We start from the raw sequence: 17,641 nt of genomic DNA, 5'->3' as shown, positions 1-17,641 counted from the left end.
TGCCCAGGGCGCCGTTCTCCGCTCGGAGCATGTCGGCTCACACGTCCTGGGCGGGCCTTCGACGACGCAGCCGACGCAGAACGCGGTCATCGGGCTCGGGCAGGAAGGCCGAGGCGATCATGATGGGAATGACCGCGCCCAAGGGCCACATCGCCAGCGCTGAGGGGGCTTGCAGCTGGAAGTCCACGGGGATGACGTCGCCGATCCTGGCGGCAGCCAGACGCTGGTCGAAGTCCTGCGGCCCCAGCGCCTCGCCGGTCGCCCAGGCCACCAGCCCGGCGACAGTCGAGCAGAGCACGGCGATCGGCACCACGATCCATCCGCGCACCCCGAACCAGCGCCAGGCCCAGATCCCCTGCAGCACACCGAAGACGGCGCCCAGCACGGCGAACCAGTAGTCCATGGTGAAGACCCCGACCAGCTCGCGCTCCCCCATGGTCGCATTGCCGTTCTCCCCCAGCGTGAAGCCGGGCTGGTCGACGACGCCGTGCCAGATCAGGCCGGCCAGTGCGCCGACCACCAGCGCGGCACCGACCTGGATGATGATGCGCTGCACCAGCGGTGAGACACGACTCACCGGCCGGTCCAGGAGGGTTGCCGGAGCCTGCTCGCTCGAGGTCGCCCGGTCAGAAGAAGTCGAATTCATCGGTCCTCACTCACCCGACACATCGTGGCCCCAGAAGGGCCTTCAGGTCCGCCATGAGCGGCTGGGACGGGGCGACTCGCAACTGTTCATGGAGGCGGAAGGTCGTCTCCCGATTGTTGCTCAACAGCTTGAGTCGGACCTCGGCAGCACCGGGATGCTGGCGCAGGACCCCCTTCAACCGTTCCACCACCGGCGGCGTGCAGCGGGTCACCGGCAGGCTGATGGTCACAGGGCCCAGGGCCCCGTCGTGGCTCACCTCGGGGACGCTCAATTCTGAGCACTGGATGGAGACCGAGTCATCACCACGACTCAGCCTGCCGCGCACCTTCACGATCGTGTCGGTCGCCAACAGTGTGGAGACCTGCTCGTAGGTGCGGGAGTAGACCATCACCTCACAGGAGGCCTCGAGATCCTCCACTGCCAGGATCGCCCAGATCTGCCCGGTCTTGGTCTGCTTGCGCGTCAACTGCGTGACCATGCCGCACACGGTCACCACGGTGCCGTCGGGGGGACCGTCTGGTGAGGCGATGGCCCCCAGCGAGTGGTCACGGTGGTTGGCAAGCACGTGCTGGAGCCCCTGCAGCGGATGGTCGGAGACGTAGAGCCCCAGCATTTCTCGTTCGAAGGCCAGCTTGACCGGCTTGTCCCAGTCGGCGATCTCGGGGACATCAACCGACGTGACGCCGGGCCCGCTGTCCTCCTGGAGCTCACCGAAGCCGGCGAAGAGATCGTCCTGCCCGCGCTCGGCGTTGAGCTTGATGTCCAGCACCTGGTCGATGGCCGGTTCGAAGACCTCCATCAGGCCTCGGCGGGTATGCCCCATGCTGTCGAATGCGCCTGCCTTGATGAGGGACTCGATGGTGCGCTTGTTGCAGGCCATCCGGGAGGCGTGGTCGAGGAACTGGCCGAAGTCCTTGGCCGGCCCGTGTTCCTCTCGGGAGGCGACGATGGACTCCACCACCGACTCACCGACATTCCGCACCGCTGCCAGACCGAAGCGGATGTCCTTGCCGACGGCGGAGAACTCCGCCACCGAGCTGTTCACGTCAGGTGGCAGTACCTGAATGTGCATGGCGCGCATGTCGGCCAGGTAGAGCGCCATCTTGTCCTTGTCATCACCCACCGAGGTCAGCAGTGCAGCGCCGAACTCTGCCGGGTAGTTCGCCTTGAGGTAGGCGGTCCAGTAGGAGACGTAGGCGTAGCCGGCGGCGTGGGACTTGTTGAAGGCGTAGTCGGCGAAGGGGACCATCGTGTCCCACAGGGCCTTGATTGACTGCTCGGAGAAGCCGTTCTCGGCCATGCCTGAGTGGAAGCGGTCCCATTCCTTGTCCAGGATCTCCTTCTTCTTCTTGCCCATGGCGCGACGCAGCAGGTCGGCGCCACCCAGGGTGTAGCCGGCGAGCTGGCGGGCTGCCGCCATGATCTGCTCCTGGTAGACGATCAGGTGGTAGGTCTCGCCAAGGATCGGGTCCAGCGCTTCCTTGAGTTCCGGGTGGATCGGGATGATCTCCTGGCGGTTGTTCTTGCGCTCGGCGTAGTTGATGTGGGCGTTCGCGCCCATCGGACCCGGTCGGTAGAGGGCGATCACGGCGGTGATGTCGTCGAAGCAGGTCGGCTTCATCAGGCGCAGCAAGGAGCGCATCGGGCCACCGTCGAGCTGGAAAACGCCCAGGGTGTCGCCGCGGGAGAGCAGTTCGTAGGTGGCCGGGTCGTCGAAGGGTATCTCGCGCAGGTCCAGGTCGATGCCCCGGTTGGCCTTGACGTTCTTGATGGTGTGGTCGATGACGCCCAGGTTGCGCAGCCCGAGGAAGTCCATCTTCATCAGGCCCATGTCCTCGCACTGCGGGTACGCGAAGCCCGCGATGATCATGCCATCCTTGTCGCGCCGGTGCATCGGGATCACGTCGAGCAGCGGTTCGCGGGAGATGATGAACGCACAGGCGTGCACGCCGGTGCCGCGAATCAACCCCTCCAGGCCCAGGCCGGTGTCGACGACCTTCTTCACGTCGGACTCGGCCTCGTACATCGCCCGGAAGTCCTGGCCCTCGGCATAGCGGGGGTGGTCGGGGTTGAACAGGTCCTTGAGCGGGACGCCCTTGCCCATGACGTCCGGCGGCATGGCCTTGGTGATCTTCTCGCCCAGACCGAAGGGGTAGCCGAGGATGCGGTTGGCATCCTTCACCGCTGCCTTCGCCTTGATGGTGCCGAAGGTGTTGACCTGCGAGGTGTGGCTCTCGCCGTACTTCTTCGTGACGTAGTCGATGATCTTGTCTCGCTGGCGATCGTCGAAGTCGAGGTCGATGTCGGGCGGGCTGACGCGCTCCGGGTTGAGGAATCGCTCGAAGAGCAAACCGTGCGCCATCGGGTTCACCTCGATGATCTGGGTCAGGTAGGAGACCATTGAGCCAGCCGCCGAACCTCGTCCCGGCCCCACCGGCACGCCGTTGTCGCGGGCGTACTGGCAGATGTCGGCCACGATCAGGAAGTAGGAGGCGTAGCCCAGCGGTTCGATGACGCTGAGCTCGGTCTCGACACGCTCCTGCACCCCTTCGGGGATCTGGTCGCCGAAGCGCAGCGTGATGCCCTCGTCGATCTTCTTGCGCAGCCAGGACTCCTGGGACTCACCCGCGGGCACATCAAACTGCGGCATCCGATCGACATGGGCGAAGACCTCGTCATAGGACTCTATGCGCTCGGCGATCTCGAGGGTGTTGTCGCAAGCCTGGGGCAGCTCGGCGAAGAGCCGCCGCATCTCTTCGGCGGACTTGATGTAGTAGCCCGAGCCATTGAAGCGGAAGCGATTGGGGTCGTCCTTGTTGCGTCCCACACCCACGCACAGCAGGGAGTCGTGCGCATCGGCCTGGTCCTCGTGGACGTAGTGGGAGTCGTTGGTGGCCAGCAGCGGGATGTTGAGCTTCTCGGCCAGGCGCAGCAGGTCCTGGCGGACGGTTCGCTCGATCTCGAGGCCATGGTCCATCAGCTCCAGGAAGTAGTTCTCCTTGCCGAAGATGTCCTGGTAGGCAGCGGCCGCCTTCACCGCTTCGTCGAATTGGCCCAGCCGCAGGCGGGTCTGCACCTCGCCCGAGGGGCATCCGGTGGTGGCGATGATGCCCTCGGAGTACTCCGAGATGAGCTCACGGTCCATGCGGGGCTTCATGTAATAGCCCTCGTAGGAGGCCAGTGAACTGAGTCGGAAGAGGTTGCGCAGCCCTTGGGCATTCTGGGCCAGCATCGTCATGTGCGTGTAGCGACCGCCGCCAGAGACATCCTTACCGCCCTCGAAGGAGGCATCCGAGAGGTCGCGGCGACCGGTGGCCCAGAACTCCTGGCTGCGCGAATGGCGCGAGCTCGGGGCGACATAGGCCTCGATGCCGATGATGGGTTTCACCCCGCTGTGTTTCCTGGCGACCTGTTGGAACTCGTAGGCACCGAACATGTTGCCGTGGTCGGTCATCGCGACCGCAGGCATCCCCTGACGTTCCACCTCGGCGAAGAGCAGTGCGTTCTTCGCGGCACCGTCGAGCATCGAGAACTCGGTGTGACAGTGAAGGTGGACGAACGAGTCCATGCGGTGCCTCCTGGGTGCGTGCTGCCGATCAGTCCCCCACCCTAGCCCGCCACCTGAGAGAAGTTGTCGTGGTCGGAGCGTGGGCGGGGGCTCAGTTGAGCCAGACGTCCTGTGCCCCGGCGTGCCCCACTAGAAAACGAAGGGGGCCCGGCCGCAACGGACCGGGCCCCCTTGCGCAGGTTCAGGCGAGCAGCTGGCGCTCCTCGGGCCCGATGGGGCAGGGCAGGGTGGAGCTGCCCATGAGGAACTCGTCGACGCCGCGCGCGGCCGAACGGCCCTCGGCGATCGCCCACACGATCAGCGATTGGCCCCGACCTGCGTCACCGCAGGCGAAGACCTTGTCCACGTTGGTGGCATAGCGGTCGTCGCGCTGGATGTTGCCGCGGCTGTCCAGTTCCAGGCCGAGCTCTTCTGCGGCCTGGGTCTCGGGACCGACGAAGCCCATGGCGAGCAGCACCAGGTCGGCGGGGATCTCGCGCTCGGTTCCCTCGACGTTGACGAAGCGGCCATTGTCCAGGGCGACCTCGGTCAGGCGCAGGGCGCGCACGGCCCCTTCCTCGTTGCCGAGGAATTCGCTGGTGGAGACCGAGTAGAGGCGCTCGCCGCCCTCCTCATGCGCCGAGCTGACGCGGAAGATCATCGGGTAGGTGGGCCAGGGCTGGCCCTCGGGCCGCGTCTGCGAGGGCTGGGGCATGATCTCCAGCTGGGTCACAGAGGCGGCCCCTTGGCGCAGCGATGTGCCGAGGCAGTCAGCGCCGGTGTCGCCGCCACCGATGATCACCACGTGCTTGCCCTCAGCAGTCACCTGGTCCTCGACGGGCTTGCCCACTGCGACGCGATTGGCCTGCGGCAGGAAGTCCATGGCCTGGTGGATGCCGGCCAGGTCCCGTCCGGGGATGGGCAGGTCACGGGGGCGCGTGGAGCCGATGGCCAGGACCACGGCGTCGAAGCGCTCGACGAGTTGCTGCCAGGTGATGTCGACACCGATGGTGGTGTTGGGCTTGAAGACGGTCCCCTCCAGGGTCATCTGCTTCAGGCGACGGTCCAGCACCGACTCCTCCATCTTGAACTCCGGGATGCCGTAGCGCAGCAGGCCGCCGACGGCATCGGCACGTTCGTGGACGACCACCGTGTGACCGACTCGGGTGAGCTGCTGGGCCGCAGCCAGTCCTGCCGGACCGGAGCCGACGACGGCAACGGTCTTCAGCGAGTGCCACTGGGGCACCTGCGGGGTCACGCGACGGTCCTCCCAGGCCTTGTCGATGATGGAGACCTCGACGTTCTTGATGGTGACCGGGTCCCGACTGATGCCTACCACGCAGGCTGTTTCGCAGGGCGCCGGGCAGAGGCGTCCGGTGAACTCGGGGAAGTTGTTGGTGGCATGGAGCCGTTCCTCCGCGCCGACCCACTCATCGCGCCAGACAAGGTCGTTCCACTCCGGGATGAGGTTGCCCAGCGGGCAGCCGGTGTGGCAGAAGGGGATGCCGCAGTCCATGCACCGCCCTGCCTGTTCGGTGATGATCGGGAGCAGGGCCCGGCCCGGGCCCCCGGGGTAGACCTCCTGCCAGTCCTCCAGGCGCTCCTCCACGGGGCGTCGCTCGGCGAGCCGGCGAGGGATGGTGATGAATGCCTTCGGGTCAGCCATTGACGGACTCCTTCTCGTCTCCCGACTCCTGGGGCGCCAATTCGGCGGCGGCCAGGACCTTCGCGTATTCGCGCGGCAGCACCTTGGTGAAGCGTGCGGCCAGTTCCTCGCGTCCTGCCTCCAGCAGTCGGCGAGCTGTTTCCGAGCCGGTGTGCTCGGCATGGCGGGTGAGCAGGTCGGTCACCCGGTCGAGGTCCAGTTCGGTCATGGGCATCGGATCGACCATTTCGGTGTTGAGGCGGTCCTGGCGCAGGTCGAGGACCCAGGCGAGGCCTCCGGACATGCCGGCGGCGAAGTTGCGACCGGTGGGGCCGAGGACGAGGGCCTCCCCGCCGGTCATGTACTCGCAGCCGTGGTCGCCAACACCCTCGACCACCGCCGTGGCACCGGAGTTGCGGACGCAGAAGCGTTCGCCGACGACACCGCCCAGGTAGATCTCGCCAGACGTTGCTCCGTAACCGATGACATTGCCGGCGATGACGTGGTCATGGGCCTCGAACTTTGCACCCTTCGGGGGGGTGACCACCAGGATGCCGCCGCACAGGCCCTTGCCGACGTAGTCATTGGAGTCACCGACCAACGTCATGGTGACGCCGCGAGGCACGAAGGCTCCAAAACTCTGTCCGGCAGTGCCGGTGAACTCGAAGTGGATGGTGTCATCATCGAAGCCCTCGCCGCGGGTGGCCTTGGTGACGGCATGACCGAGCATGGTGCCCACTGTGCGGTCGACATTGCGGACCTCGAAGCTGGCCCTGACTTGCTGGCCCTCCTCGAGGGCGGGTGCAGCGGCCTCGAGCAGGTCAACGTCCAACTTCTTGTCGAGACCGTGGTCCTGACCGGTGGTGTTGCGAAGCTCGGCCCCCTCGGGCAGGTCGACGCGGTGCAGGATGGGCGTCAGGTCGAGCCCGGCGGCCTTCCAGTGCTCCACGCCGCGGCGGACGTCCAGGGCCTCGACGTGCCCGATCGCCTCGTCCATGCTGCGGAAGCCCAGCTCGGCGAGGAGTTCGCGCACCTCTTCGGCGATGAACATGAAGAAGTTGACGACGTGTTCGGCTCGGCCGTGGAAGTGCTCGCGCAGCTTCGGGTTCTGGGTGGCGATGCCGACCGGGCAGGTGTCCTTGTGGCAGACGCGCATCATGATGCACCCGGAGACGACCAGCGGTGCGGTGGCGAAGCCGAACTCCTCGGCGCCCAGCAGCGCAGCCACGACGACATCGCGTCCGGTCTTGAGCTGCCCGTCGCACTGGACGACGATGCGCTCGCGCAGGCCGTTGAGCAGCAGCGTCTGCTGGGTCTCGGCCAAACCGAGCTCCCAGGGGCCACCTGCATGCTTCAGCGAGGTCAGCGGCGCCGCACCGGTGCCGCCGTCATGCCCGGAGATCAGCACCACATCAGCCTTGGCCTTGGAGACACCAGCCGCGACAGTACCGACACCGACCTCGGAGACCAGCTTCACGTGGACTCGGGCCTGGGGGTTGGCGCACTTGAGGTCGTGAATGAGCTGCTTGAGGTCCTCGATGGAGTAGATGTCGTGGTGCGGCGGCGGGGAGATCAGCCCCACCCCCGGGGTCGAGTGGCGGGTTTTGGCAACCCACGGGTACACCTTCTCACCCGGCAGCTGGCCGCCCTCCCCGGGCTTGGCGCCCTGGGCCATCTTGATCTGGATGTCAGTGGCATTGCTGAGGTAGTCGCTGGTGACGCCGAAGCGTCCCGAGGCCACCTGCTTGATCGCCGAGCGCCGCTTCGGGTCGTAGCACCGCTCGCGGTCCTCGCCGCCCTCACCGGTGTTCGACTTGGCGCCGATCATGTTCATCGCGATTGCCAGGGTCTCGTGGGCCTCGGCCGAGATGGAGCCGTAGCTCATCGCACCGGTGCTGAAACGCTTGACGATCTCGGTGGCGGGCTCGACCTCGTCCAGGGGCACGGGAGGGCGCTCGTGACGGAAGTCGAGCAGCGAGCGCAGCGTCATCAGGCGGGCGCTGTTGGCGTTGACCAGACTGGTGTAGCGCTTGAAGACGTCGTAGCGGCCGGTGCTGGTGGCGTGTTGCAGCCGGAAAACGGTCTCGGGGGTGAACAGGTGCTCCTCGCCTTCTCGGCGCCACTGGTACTCACCACCCACGGGCAGGCTGCGGTAGGCCACCGGGACGCCGGTGGGCGGGTAGGCGAACTCGTGACGGCGGCGGACCTCCTCGGCGATCTCGTCCAGCCCGATGCCCTCGATGCGGCTGGTGGTGCCGGTGAAGTAGCGCTCGACAAGGTCGTGGGACAGGCCGATGGCCTCAAACACCTGGGCGCCGGTGTAGCTGGCGATGGTGGAGATGCCCATCTTGCTCATCACCTTGAGCACTCCCTTGCCCAGCGCCTTGCGGACATTGGCGATGGCCTGCTCGGGGGTGACGTCATCGACATAGAGCTCGTGACGTGCCAGGTCCTCGGCGGACTCGAAGAGGAGGTAGGGGTTGACCGCGGTGGCTCCGAAGCCGATCAGGAGTGCCACATGGTGCACCTCACGCACGTCGCCAGCCTCCACGATGAGCCCGACCAGATTGCGTGTCTTCTCACGCACGAGGTGGTGGTGGATGGCGCTGGTGAGCAGCAGCGAGGGGATGGGGGCCAGATCGGCGGTGGCATGGCGGTCAGAGAGGACGATGGTGCGGGCACCGTCCTTGATGGCGGCACTCACCTCGGCCATCAGCTCGTCCAACCGCCGGCGCAGGGCTTCTCCCCCGCCGGCCACCTCGTAGCGACCGTTGACGACGTGGCTCTGGAATTGGGGCAGGTCCCCGTCCTGGTTGATGCGCACGATCCTGGCCAGCCCGTCGCTGTCCAGGATCGGGTGGTTGATGACCAGCTGGCGGCAGGACTCCGGTCCCGCGCTGAGCAGGTTGGCGCGCGGGCCGATGGTGGCCTGGAGGGAGGTCACCAGTTCCTCGCGGATGGCGTCCAGCGGTGGGTTGGTGACCTGGGCAAAGAGCTGGGAGAAGTAGTCGAAAAGCAAGCGCGGCCGCCGGCTGAGGACGGCGAGGGGGGTGTCAGTGCCCATGGAACCGATCTCCTCGGCCCCAGTGCGGGCCATCGGGGCGACCACCAGGCGCAGCTCCTCCTCGGTGTAGCCGAAGATCTGCTGGCGGCGGGTGACCGAGGCGTGGGAGTGCACGATGTGGGTGCGCTCCGGCAACTCCTCCAGACTGATGCGACCCTGCTGCAGCCATTCGGCGTAGGGGTTCGCGGCAGCGAGCTGGCCCTTGATCTCCTCATCAGGGACGATGCGGTGCTGCTCGAGGTCGACCAGGAACATCGTGCCCGGCATCAGGCGGCCCTTGGCGATGATGCGGGAGGGCTCGATGGGCAGGACGCCGGACTCGGAGGCGAAGACGACCAGACCATCCTCGGTCACCCAGTAGCGGGCAGGGCGCAGGCCGTTGCGGTCCAGGACCCCGCCGATCACGGTGCCGTCGGTGAAGGTCATGCAGGCCGGGCCGTCCCAGGGCTCCATGATCGAGGAGTGGAACTCGTAGAAGGCACGCCGGTTGGCGTCCATCTCGGTGTGGTTCTCCCAGGCCTCGGGGATCATCATCAGCACCGCGTGGGGCAGGCTGCGGCCGCCCAGGTGCAGCAGTTCGAGGACTTCGTCGAAGCTGGCGGAGTCCGAGCCCTCCGGGTTGCAGATCGGGAAGAGTCGCTCGAGGTCCCCGGGGATACGGTTCGACTTCAACTGGGCCTCGCGCGAGCGCATCCAGTTGCGGTTGCCGCGCACGGTGTTGATCTCGCCATTGTGGGCGATCATCCGGTAGGGGTGGCTGAGCTCCCAGGCGGGGAAGGTGTTGGTCGAGAAACGTGAGTGCACCAGTGCCAGGGCTGAGGTGAGCCGCCCGTCGTGCAGCTCGGGGTAGACCTCCTCGAGCTGATCGGTGGTGAGCATTCCCTTGTAGACCAGGGTGCGCGCCGACAAGCTGGCGAAATAGGTTCCGACCTCGGCCTGCGCGCGACGACGCAGGGCGAAGGTGATGCGATCCAGGTGCAGTCCGGCAACGCCGGTGGGTGAGCTGACGAACAACTGTTCCATGTGCGGCATGGCCCCCAGACTGATGGGGCTCAGGGTGTCGGTGCGGACCGGGACCTCGCGCCAGCCGAGGACGTCGAGGTTCTCCTCGTGGGCGATGCTCTCGATGGCGGCGCGGGCCTCCCGGCGCTCCTGCTCGTTGGTGGGCAGGAAAGCCATGCCCACCGCGTAGTGGCCCTGGAGCGGGAGGGTGAAATCGACCTCTTCGCGGAGGAAGGCGTCGGGGACCTGCACCAGAATGCCAGCACCATCACCGGCCGCCTCATCGGCTCCGGTGGCACCGCGGTGGTCGAGATTGCGCAGGGCCTCCAAGCCCTGCTCCACGATCGCGTGGGTGGGCTGGCCGTCCATCCGGGCCACGAAGGCGACACCACAGGCGTCGTGCTCATGGGCTGGGTCGTAGAGACCCTGCTTGGGGTGGTGCATCAATCGCTGGGTGTGGGACACGTCAGCCTCCGTCCTCCGGGCAGGGCCCGGGGGTTCCGGACCCCATCATTGCGTCGCGTCAGTCAGAACACCCCATTGGCCAGCACGTGGCAAGTTTGTCCAGATTGCGGGCGCCAGCTTTCCGCGAGTGCACCGGCGGTCACGAGTGTGCTTCAGCGTCCTCGCCAGCGGCATCGCCCTGCCGTTCCCCACCGCCACCAGACTCTGGGTCAAGCACCTCGGCGGGTTCCAACGCGTCCGTGTCCCCCTCGGCCGCGTCGTCCACGGACTGCTCGGCATCCTGGTGAGCAGCGCTGGGGAACGGATCTGCGACCACGCCACGGCGCAGCAGCAGGAAGCCCGCCAGCCCGAGCAGGAAAATCGCGATGGAGACCCATTCGTTCACGCGCATGCCGGCGAGCTGGTTGGCCGGGTCCACGCGCAGGCCCTCGATCCAGAAGCGGCCGAAGGAATACCACATCATGTAGAGCATGAACAGGCGGCCGTGGCCGATGCGGAAGCGCTTCTCCAGTACCACCAGGACTCCGGCACCAGTGAAGTTCCACAGCATCTCGTAGAGGAAGGTGGGGTGGAAGGTGGTGAACTGCCCGTAGCCGTCGGGGCGATGGTCGGGGTCGATCTCCAGGCCCCAGGGCAGCGTGGTGGGACGTCCGAAAAGTTCCTGGTTGAACCAGTTCCCCACGCGTCCGATGCCCTGGGCGACCAACAGGGTGGGCGCGAGCACATCGGCCATGGAGGGGAAGGACCAGCCGCGTCGGCGGCACATCACCAGCATGGCGATGGCCCCGAACAGGACGCCGCCCACGATGCCGAGACCACCTTGCCAGATCCTGAAGGCATCCCAGATGTCGCGGCCGGGGCCGAAGAAGAGCTGGTGATCGGTGATCACGTGGTAGGCGCGCGCCCCAACGATTCCAGCGACCACGGCAACGGTGACCATGGTTTCCAGCTCGGCGGGGTCTCCCCCGCGCGCAGCCAGCCGGCGACGGCCCCAGCCCCAGGCGACGAAGATGCCGGTCAGGATGCACAGCGCATAGATGTGGACCGTCAACGGACCGACGCTGAACTGGGAGACCGATGGGCTGGGCAGGAACTGCGCGGTCAGCAGGTGCTGGCTCACGTGGGCTGCTTCCCGACGAGCGTGGTGAAGTCGGCCTTGTAGTCGGCCACGCTGGTCCCCTGGCTCCAGAGCACCTGAGCCTTGCGGTCCGCGCCGAAGCCGTAGACCTGGGTGCCGTGGGTGATTTCGTAGCCGCCGCTGGGCAGCTTGGTGGTCTGCTCCATGGTGATGCCGAGTTGGGCGCCGGCCTTCGTGATCGTCTCCAGATCGCCGGTGAGCCCGATGAAGGACTCATCAATGCGCTTGAGGTACTCCCTCATGACCTTGGGCGTGTCCCGGGGCGGATCGGTGGAGATCAGCACCACAGTCGTCTTGGCAGGCACTTCACCCCCTGCTCGGCTGCGGGCACTGGCCAGGTCGGCCAGGATGCCCGGGCAGATGTCCGGGCAGTGGGTGTAGCCGAAGAAGACCAGGGTGACCGGGGTCTTCACGTCATGGGCCAACCGGAATGGCTTGCCATCCTGGTCTGTGAGCGTGATGTCCGGAAGGGGCGGTCCATCGGTAAGGGCGGTCCCGGCCACGTAGCCGCCGGCTCGCGAGCCGAGCACGGCGGGCGGGTTGTCCTGGCCATCCGAGCAGGACGCGAGCAGCCCCAGACCGGCCAGGGCCCCTGCGCCGCTACAACGCAGCAGCCCACGACGGTTCAGTTCAGCCACGACGCCGGACACCTTCGGCCAGGTCATCTGCCACTCGCCGCAACTCGGTCAGGTCGCTGCCGCCGGTGCGCTCGTTGTCGATCAGGCGGTTCACCAGGGCGGACCCCACGATGACGCCATCGGCATAGCTGCACACCTGGGCAGCCTGGTCGCCATTGCTGACACCCAGACCCACGCCCATGGGCAGGTCGCTGACCTGCTTGGCGCGGCGTACCAATTCAGGTGCTTGCGAGGAGGCCTCGTCACGGGCACCGGTAACACCCATGATCGAGGTGGCGTAGACCCAGCCGCGGCAGGCGTCGGTGGTCATCGCCAGCCGCTCATCGGTGGACGAGGGGGCGATGAGAAAGATGCGGTCGAGGTCGTACTGGTCGCTGGCCGCCATCCATTCCTCGGCCTCGTCGGGGGTGAGGTCAGGCGTGATGAGGCCGGAGCCTCCCGCACTGGACAGGTCGCGGGCATAGCGCTCGACCCCGTAGGCCTCGACCAGGTTCCAGTAGGTCATCACCACAGCAGGGGTGCCATGGTTGGTGACCGCCTCGACCGCGCGCATGACGTCGCTGGTGCGCACCCGGCGTTCCAGGGCTCGGTTGGCAGCGTGCTGGATGGTGGGACCGTCCATCATCGGGTCACTGTAGGGAGCACCGATCTCGACCAGGTCAACGCCCTGTCCCCGGGTGCCCTCGGTGATCGCCTTCATGGCCTCGATGGACCCGTCGACGGTGGGGTAACCCACGGGCAGGTAGCCGACCAGACAGCCGCGTCCCTCCTCGCGGGCGAGCCGGAATGCCTCGCCGGAGCTCATTCCAGTCCTCCCTTGACCTCGTTGGGGGTGCCATCCAGCCCGGCCCACTTCAGGGCGGTGGGAACGTCCTTGTCACCGCGGCCCGACAGGCAGATCAGGATGGTCGGCTGCTTGCCCTCAGCGGCCAGCTGCAGGGCTCGACGACGGGCGCCCGCCACCGCGTGCGCGGACTCGATGGCGGGCATGATGCCCTCGGACCGGCTGAGGTCCTCCAGAGCCTTCATCGCCTCGGCGTCGCTCACCGGGCGGTAGATCGCACGCCCGGTATCTGCGAGCCAGGCGTGTTCGGGCCCGACGCCGGGGTAGTCCAGCCCGGCCGAGATCGAGTGCGATTCGATGGTCTGGCCGTCCTCGTCCTGCAGGACGTAGGTACGTGCTCCATGCAGGACACCGATGGTGCCTGCCGAGATCGTGGCCGCGTGGCGTCCACTCTCGACACCTTCCCCGCCGGCCTCGAAGCCCCACAGCTCCACCTCGGCATCCGGAATGAAGTCAGCGAACATGCCCATCGCATTGGAACCGCCACCAATGCAGGCCGCCACCGCATCGGGGAGCTGGCCGAAGCGCTCGATCATCTGCCCCCGGGCCTCGGTGGAGATGATGCGCTGGAACTCGCGCACGATCTTCGGGAAGGGGTGCGGTCCACCCACGGTCCCGATGAGGTAGTGGGTGTCCTCCAGGGTCGCCACCCACTCTCGCATGGCCTCGTTCATCGCGTCCTTGAGGGTGCGGCTGCCGGAGGCGACAGCCACGACATCAGCGCCCAGCAGCTGCATGCGAGCGACGTTGAGCGCTTGGCGCTCGGTGTCGACCTGGCCCATGTAGACCTTGCATTCCAGGCCCAGCAGGGCAGCTGCGGTGGCGCTCGCCACGCCGTGCTGGCCGGCGCCCGTCTCGGCGATGACCCGGGTCTTGCCCATGCGCTTGGCCAGCAGCGCCTGGCCGAGGACATTGTTGATCTTGTGGCTGCCGGTGTGGTTGAGGTCCTCACGCTTGAGCAGGATCCTCGCCCCGCCGCACTGCTGACTGAACCGCTTGGCCTCGGTGATCGGGGTGGGACGCCCGGAGTAGTTGCGGCGCAGGTCATCGAGCTCGGCAGCAAAGGACTCGTCACCGCGGGCCTGCTCGAAGGACTCCTCCAGCTCGGTCAGGGCAGCTTGGAGGGCTTCAGGGACATACTTGCCGCCAAACTTCTCGTAGTGCCCGCGGTTGTCGGGGAGCGAGGGGGTATTCGTGGTCACGAGGGAATGCTCCTCAGCAGGGCCTGGACGGCCCCGGTCGGATCGGAATGGCGGACGAGGGTCTCCCCCACCAGCAGCACCTGGGCGCCCTCGCGGTGGAAACGGGCGGCGTCCTCGGGCCCGCTGATGCCGGATTCGGCCACCTTGACGCAGCCTTCGGGCAGGTGTTCGGCGATGCGGGCGAACTGGTCCAGGTCGACCTCGAGGGTCTGCAGGTTGCGGTTGTTGACCCCGATCAGTTCAGCGCCGAGGTCCACGGCACGCCGGGCCTCCTCGACGGTGTGCACCTCGACCAGCGGGGTGAGCCCGAGGTCGATCGCCAGTCCGTGCAGGCGGGCCAGGTCGTCGTCGCCCAGGGCCGCAACGATCAGCAGGGCCAGGTCGGCACCATGGGCGCGGGCCTCGACCAGCTGGTACTCGGTGACGATGAAGTCCTTGCGCAGCACGGGAATCCGCACGCGGGCGCGCACGGCGTCCAGGTCGGTGAGCGAACCGCCAAAACGACGCTCCTCGGTGAGGACGCTGATGGCGGCTGCCCCGCCGGTCTCGTAACAGGCCGCGAGCTGGGCGGGGTCGGGGATGTCGGCGAGCGCCCCCTTGGAGGGGCTCCTGCGCTTCACCTCGGCGATGACGGCAAGCCCCGGCGCCCGGAACGCAGGCATGGGGTCCAGCGGGGACGACACCTGGTCCAGGCGTGCCTCCAGGTCCCCACGGGTCAGCAGGGCCTCACGCGCCTGGACGTCGAGGCGAACGCCGGCGACGATGTCGTCCAGCACTCCCATGCTCAGCCCTGGCCCAGGCCCATGGCCTTGAGGATGTTGCCGACGATCAGCGAGCCCACCACGAGGGCAGCACCGATGTAGATGAGGATCCACATCGGGCCCAGCATGGCTCCGACAGCAGCGAGGAGGAAGCCCAGACCTGCCATGATGACGCCCACCCACGCCGCAGGGCTCTGGGAGTGGTGGTAGTAGCGGATGACGCGACCATTGCGCTTCTCCACGGTCACGTGCGAGTCGAACGACTCCAGGTGAGGATCCTTCTCCTGCATGGGCTTTCCTTCCATCTGGGGCTGGGGTTCAGCCTAGCGCGACTCCCGGGGATGGTCGTCCACCTCGGTGGGGTCGAGACCCGCGTCCATCGCCTTCCACACGTCCAACGGCGCTGCTTCGGCGGGCACCGGCATTGAACCCGTCTCGAAGCGGGACCGGCGGGGCGTCCACCACGTGGCCGTGAGCAGCATCACGCTGGCGCCGACGAAGCCCATCACACTGCCGACCAGCACGGGCGCCTGGACTGGTCGCAGACCTCCGTTGGCGAGCACCGTGCAGGTCAGCATCAGCAGGATGCCCAGACAACGCCTGCCCATGGTGCCGAGCAGGGCGAACAGTCCGGTCCCGGCGACCAGGGCCCAGCCGGAGGGCTGGTCACCCCAGGCCAGCAGGACGACGCCGCCGACCAGGACCAGCACCGGCCCGAGCAGCTTGAGGATGCTGCGGGTCACAGCTGTCCCATTCCCTGGGCTCGAGCGACGGCCGTGAGCACCGCCATGGCCTTGTGCTGGGTCTCCAGGTCCTCGGCAACCGGGTCGGAGTCGGCCACCACCCCGGCACCGGCCTGGACGTGCGCGACGCCGTCCTTGATCAGTGCGGTGCGGATGGCGATGGCGTTCTCCGCGTTCCCGGCGAAGTCGAAGTAGCCGATCGCTCCCCCGTAGACACCCCGTCGGGTGGTCTCGAGACGGTCGATGATCTCCATGGCGCGAAGCTTCGGAGCCCCGGACAGTGTCCCGGCCGGGAAGCAGGCCAGGGTGACGTCCAGCGCCGAGCGCCCGGGTTCGACCTGCCCGGTCACCGCGGCCTCCAGGTGCATGACGTGGGAATAGCGACGCACGTGCATGAACTCGGTCACCTCGACGGTGCCGGGGCTGCACACCCTGCCCAGGTCATTGCGTCCGAGGTCGACGAGCATGACGTGCTCGGCGCGTTCCTTCTCGTCAGCCAGCAACTCCTGCTCCAGGTGCAGGTCCTCGGAAGGGGTGGCGCCACGCGGTCGGGTTCCAGCGATGGGTCGAGTGGTGGCCGCCCCCTCACGTACCGTCACCAGCGCCTCCGGGCTGGCCGAGACCAGCGCGAAACCCGGCAGCCGCATCAGGATGAGGTACTGGCTGGGGTTGGTGACCCGGAGCTCGCGATAGACCTGGAGCGCATCCACCTGACAGGGCAGGTCGAAGCGCTGGCTGGGGACCACCTGGAAGATCTCCCCGGCGCGGATCTCCTCCTTGGCCTCCTCGACGATGGCCTGGAAGTCCTGGCTGCTTCGTTGGCGCTCGACCTGCGCGAGGACGTCCTCGCGCTCCACGGCCGGTCCGCGACGGGCGAGCAGGGGACGCCGCTCAGACAGGACCTGCTCGGCCATCGCACGCACCCGGCGGCAGGCTGCGTCATAGGCCCTCTCGGCACCTTCTGGGCTGGCGTCCAGGTTCAGCGCATTGGCGATCAACCAGAGCTCGCCCTGGTGGTGGTCCAGGACCGCCAGGTCGCTGGCCAGCATCTGCATCATCTCGGGGACCCCGAGATCATCCGTGCAGCTGTCCGGCAGCTTCTCGACGCGGCGGACCACGTCGTAGCCGAGGTAGCCAACCAGGCCAGAGGTGAAGGGCGGCAGGTCCGGATGCGCGGGGGTGGCGAACACGTCCAACATCTGGGCCAGGACGGCCAAGGGCTCGGCGTCGGCGTCGATGCCGTGAGGCACCGGGCCATGCCACCGGGTGCGTCCCTCGTGCTCGTAGAAGGTGGACAGCGAGTTCACCCCGATGAAGGACCACCGTGACCAGACCCCGGCTTGTGCGGACTCGAGGAGCCAGGTCAGCTCACGGTCACCGCACAGCTGGTGGTACAGACCGACCGGAGTCTGGTCGTCGGCCACCAGGCGCGCGTGGACCGGAATGACGCGGCAGGTCGGATCGCCGGCGCGGGCGAGGAACTCCTCCCGCGTGGGAGAGATCGCGAGGTCCAGGTCGTGGCTCATGCGTCCTCCCTCTCGGTCTGCTGCCGCAGCGGCAGCACATCGCGAGTGAAGCAGGTGGCCGCGCCGGTGTGGCATGCCGGGCCCGTCTGATCGACGGCGAGCAGGATGCTGTCGCCGTCGCAGTCCAGACGCACCTCGCGCACCTGCTGGACGTGGCCAGAGGTTTCGCCCTTGACCCACAGCTCGTTGCGGCTGCGGCTCCAATAGGTGGCCCGGCCGGTGGTGAGGGTGAGGTGCAGCGCCTCGTCGTTCATCCAGGCCTGCATGAGGACTGCGCCGGTGGTGGCGTCCTGGGCGATGGCGGCGACCAGCCCGGCGTCATTGCGCTTCAGTCGGGCGGCGATGGAGGGGTCCAGGGGCATGCTGGCGATTGTAGGGGGCGTCGAGCACACCGGGTGACTGAGGTAGCCGGGTGTATCA

13 protein-coding genes are annotated in these 17,641 nt (G+C 67.3%); all 13 read right to left on the bottom strand.

Features of this window, described 5'->3' with window-relative positions:
• Positions 1-37: 37 nt before the first annotated feature.
• Positions 38-646 carry a hypothetical protein gene (locus M3G03_RS08070; RefSeq protein ID WP_259809172.1) on the bottom strand — a complete coding sequence of 203 codons (609 nt, stop codon included), beginning with the start codon at positions 644-646 and terminating at the stop codon, positions 38-40.
• Positions 647-656: 10 nt separating this feature from the next.
• Entirely contained in the window at positions 657-4,214 is a 3,558-nt protein-coding gene (dnaE, locus tag M3G03_RS08065) for a DNA polymerase III subunit alpha (RefSeq protein WP_259809171.1), read from the bottom strand.
• 181 nt (positions 4,215-4,395) lie between these two features.
• Positions 4,396-5,859, bottom strand: a complete 1,464-nt coding sequence (locus M3G03_RS08060; protein WP_259809170.1) for a glutamate synthase subunit beta — start codon at positions 5,857-5,859, stop codon at positions 4,396-4,398.
• A complete protein-coding gene (gene gltB, locus M3G03_RS08055) occupies positions 5,852-10,348 on the bottom strand; it encodes a glutamate synthase large subunit (RefSeq protein WP_259809212.1) in 4,497 nt (1,498 codons plus the stop codon). Before gltB ends, M3G03_RS08060 begins: the two co-directional genes overlap by 8 nt.
• Positions 10,349-10,508: 160 nt before the next feature.
• On the bottom strand, positions 10,509-11,474 hold the full coding sequence (gene lgt, locus M3G03_RS08050; RefSeq protein ID WP_311197517.1) for a prolipoprotein diacylglyceryl transferase: 966 nt from the start codon (positions 11,472-11,474) through the stop codon (positions 10,509-10,511).
• A gap of 11 nt (positions 11,475-11,485) precedes the next feature.
• Entirely contained in the window at positions 11,486-12,145 is a 660-nt protein-coding gene (locus M3G03_RS08045) for an SCO family protein (protein WP_259809168.1), read from the bottom strand.
• The gene (gene trpA / locus M3G03_RS08040) at positions 12,138-12,950 is read right to left on the bottom strand and encodes a tryptophan synthase subunit alpha (RefSeq protein WP_259809167.1); all 813 of its coding nucleotides are present in this window, start codon (positions 12,948-12,950) and stop codon (positions 12,138-12,140) included. The genes M3G03_RS08045 and trpA overlap by 8 nt, the downstream gene beginning before the upstream one ends.
• Positions 12,947-14,191 (bottom strand): tryptophan synthase subunit beta, encoded by a 1,245-nt coding sequence (trpB, locus tag M3G03_RS08035; protein WP_259809166.1) that lies wholly within the window; start codon positions 14,189-14,191, stop codon positions 12,947-12,949. The genes trpA and trpB overlap by 4 nt, the downstream gene beginning before the upstream one ends.
• On the bottom strand, positions 14,188-14,973 hold the full coding sequence (trpC, locus tag M3G03_RS08030; protein WP_259809165.1) for an indole-3-glycerol phosphate synthase TrpC: 786 nt from the start codon (positions 14,971-14,973) through the stop codon (positions 14,188-14,190). Before trpC ends, trpB begins: the two co-directional genes overlap by 4 nt.
• Positions 14,974-14,975: 2 nt before the next feature.
• On the bottom strand, positions 14,976-15,242 hold the full coding sequence (locus tag M3G03_RS08025) for an HGxxPAAW family protein (protein ID WP_259809164.1): 267 nt from the start codon (positions 15,240-15,242) through the stop codon (positions 14,976-14,978).
• A gap of 33 nt (positions 15,243-15,275) precedes the next feature.
• Positions 15,276-15,695: a Trp biosynthesis-associated membrane protein gene (locus M3G03_RS08020; protein WP_259809163.1), complete on the bottom strand. Its 420-nt coding sequence runs from the start codon at positions 15,693-15,695 to the stop codon at positions 15,276-15,278.
• Positions 15,692-17,221 carry an anthranilate synthase component I gene (locus tag M3G03_RS08015; protein ID WP_259809162.1) on the bottom strand — a complete coding sequence of 510 codons (1,530 nt, stop codon included), beginning with the start codon at positions 17,219-17,221 and terminating at the stop codon, positions 15,692-15,694. Before M3G03_RS08015 ends, M3G03_RS08020 begins: the two co-directional genes overlap by 4 nt.
• Positions 17,218-17,583 (bottom strand): phosphoribosyl-AMP cyclohydrolase, encoded by a 366-nt coding sequence (gene hisI, locus M3G03_RS08010; protein WP_259809161.1) that lies wholly within the window; start codon positions 17,581-17,583, stop codon positions 17,218-17,220. Before hisI ends, M3G03_RS08015 begins: the two co-directional genes overlap by 4 nt.
• Between the last annotated feature and the right edge of the window lie 58 nt (positions 17,584-17,641).

The sequence above is a fragment of the Aestuariimicrobium sp. p3-SID1156 genome, from assembly GCF_025144225.1.
Classification (GTDB): Bacteria; Actinomycetota; Actinomycetes; order Propionibacteriales; family Propionibacteriaceae; genus Aestuariimicrobium.
The sequence above is the reverse complement of the archived record's forward strand: the minus strand, read 5'-3'. Positions and strand labels throughout refer to the sequence as shown.

Coding starts and splice junctions, on each gene's coding strand:
- trpA (WP_259809167.1), bottom strand. CDS start 12,950: ATGAGCTCCGGCGAGGCATTCCGGCTCGCCCGCGAGGAGGGACGCGGC.
- M3G03_RS08015 (WP_259809162.1), bottom strand. CDS start 17,221: ATGAGCCACGACCTGGACCTCGCGATCTCTCCCACGCGGGAGGAGTTC.
- trpC (WP_259809165.1), bottom strand. CDS start 14,973: ATGGGAGTGCTGGACGACATCGTCGCCGGCGTTCGCCTCGACGTCCAG.
- hisI (WP_259809161.1), bottom strand. CDS start 17,583: ATGCCCCTGGACCCCTCCATCGCCGCCCGACTGAAGCGCAATGACGCC.
- M3G03_RS08025 (WP_259809164.1), bottom strand. CDS start 15,242: ATGCAGGAGAAGGATCCTCACCTGGAGTCGTTCGACTCGCACGTGACC.
- M3G03_RS08070 (WP_259809172.1), bottom strand. CDS start 646: ATGAATTCGACTTCTTCTGACCGGGCGACCTCGAGCGAGCAGGCTCCG.
- dnaE (WP_259809171.1), bottom strand. CDS start 4,214: ATGGACTCGTTCGTCCACCTTCACTGTCACACCGAGTTCTCGATGCTC.
- gltB (WP_259809212.1), bottom strand. CDS start 10,348: ATGCACCACCCCAAGCAGGGTCTCTACGACCCAGCCCATGAGCACGAC.
- M3G03_RS08060 (WP_259809170.1), bottom strand. CDS start 5,859: ATGGCTGACCCGAAGGCATTCATCACCATCCCTCGCCGGCTCGCCGAG.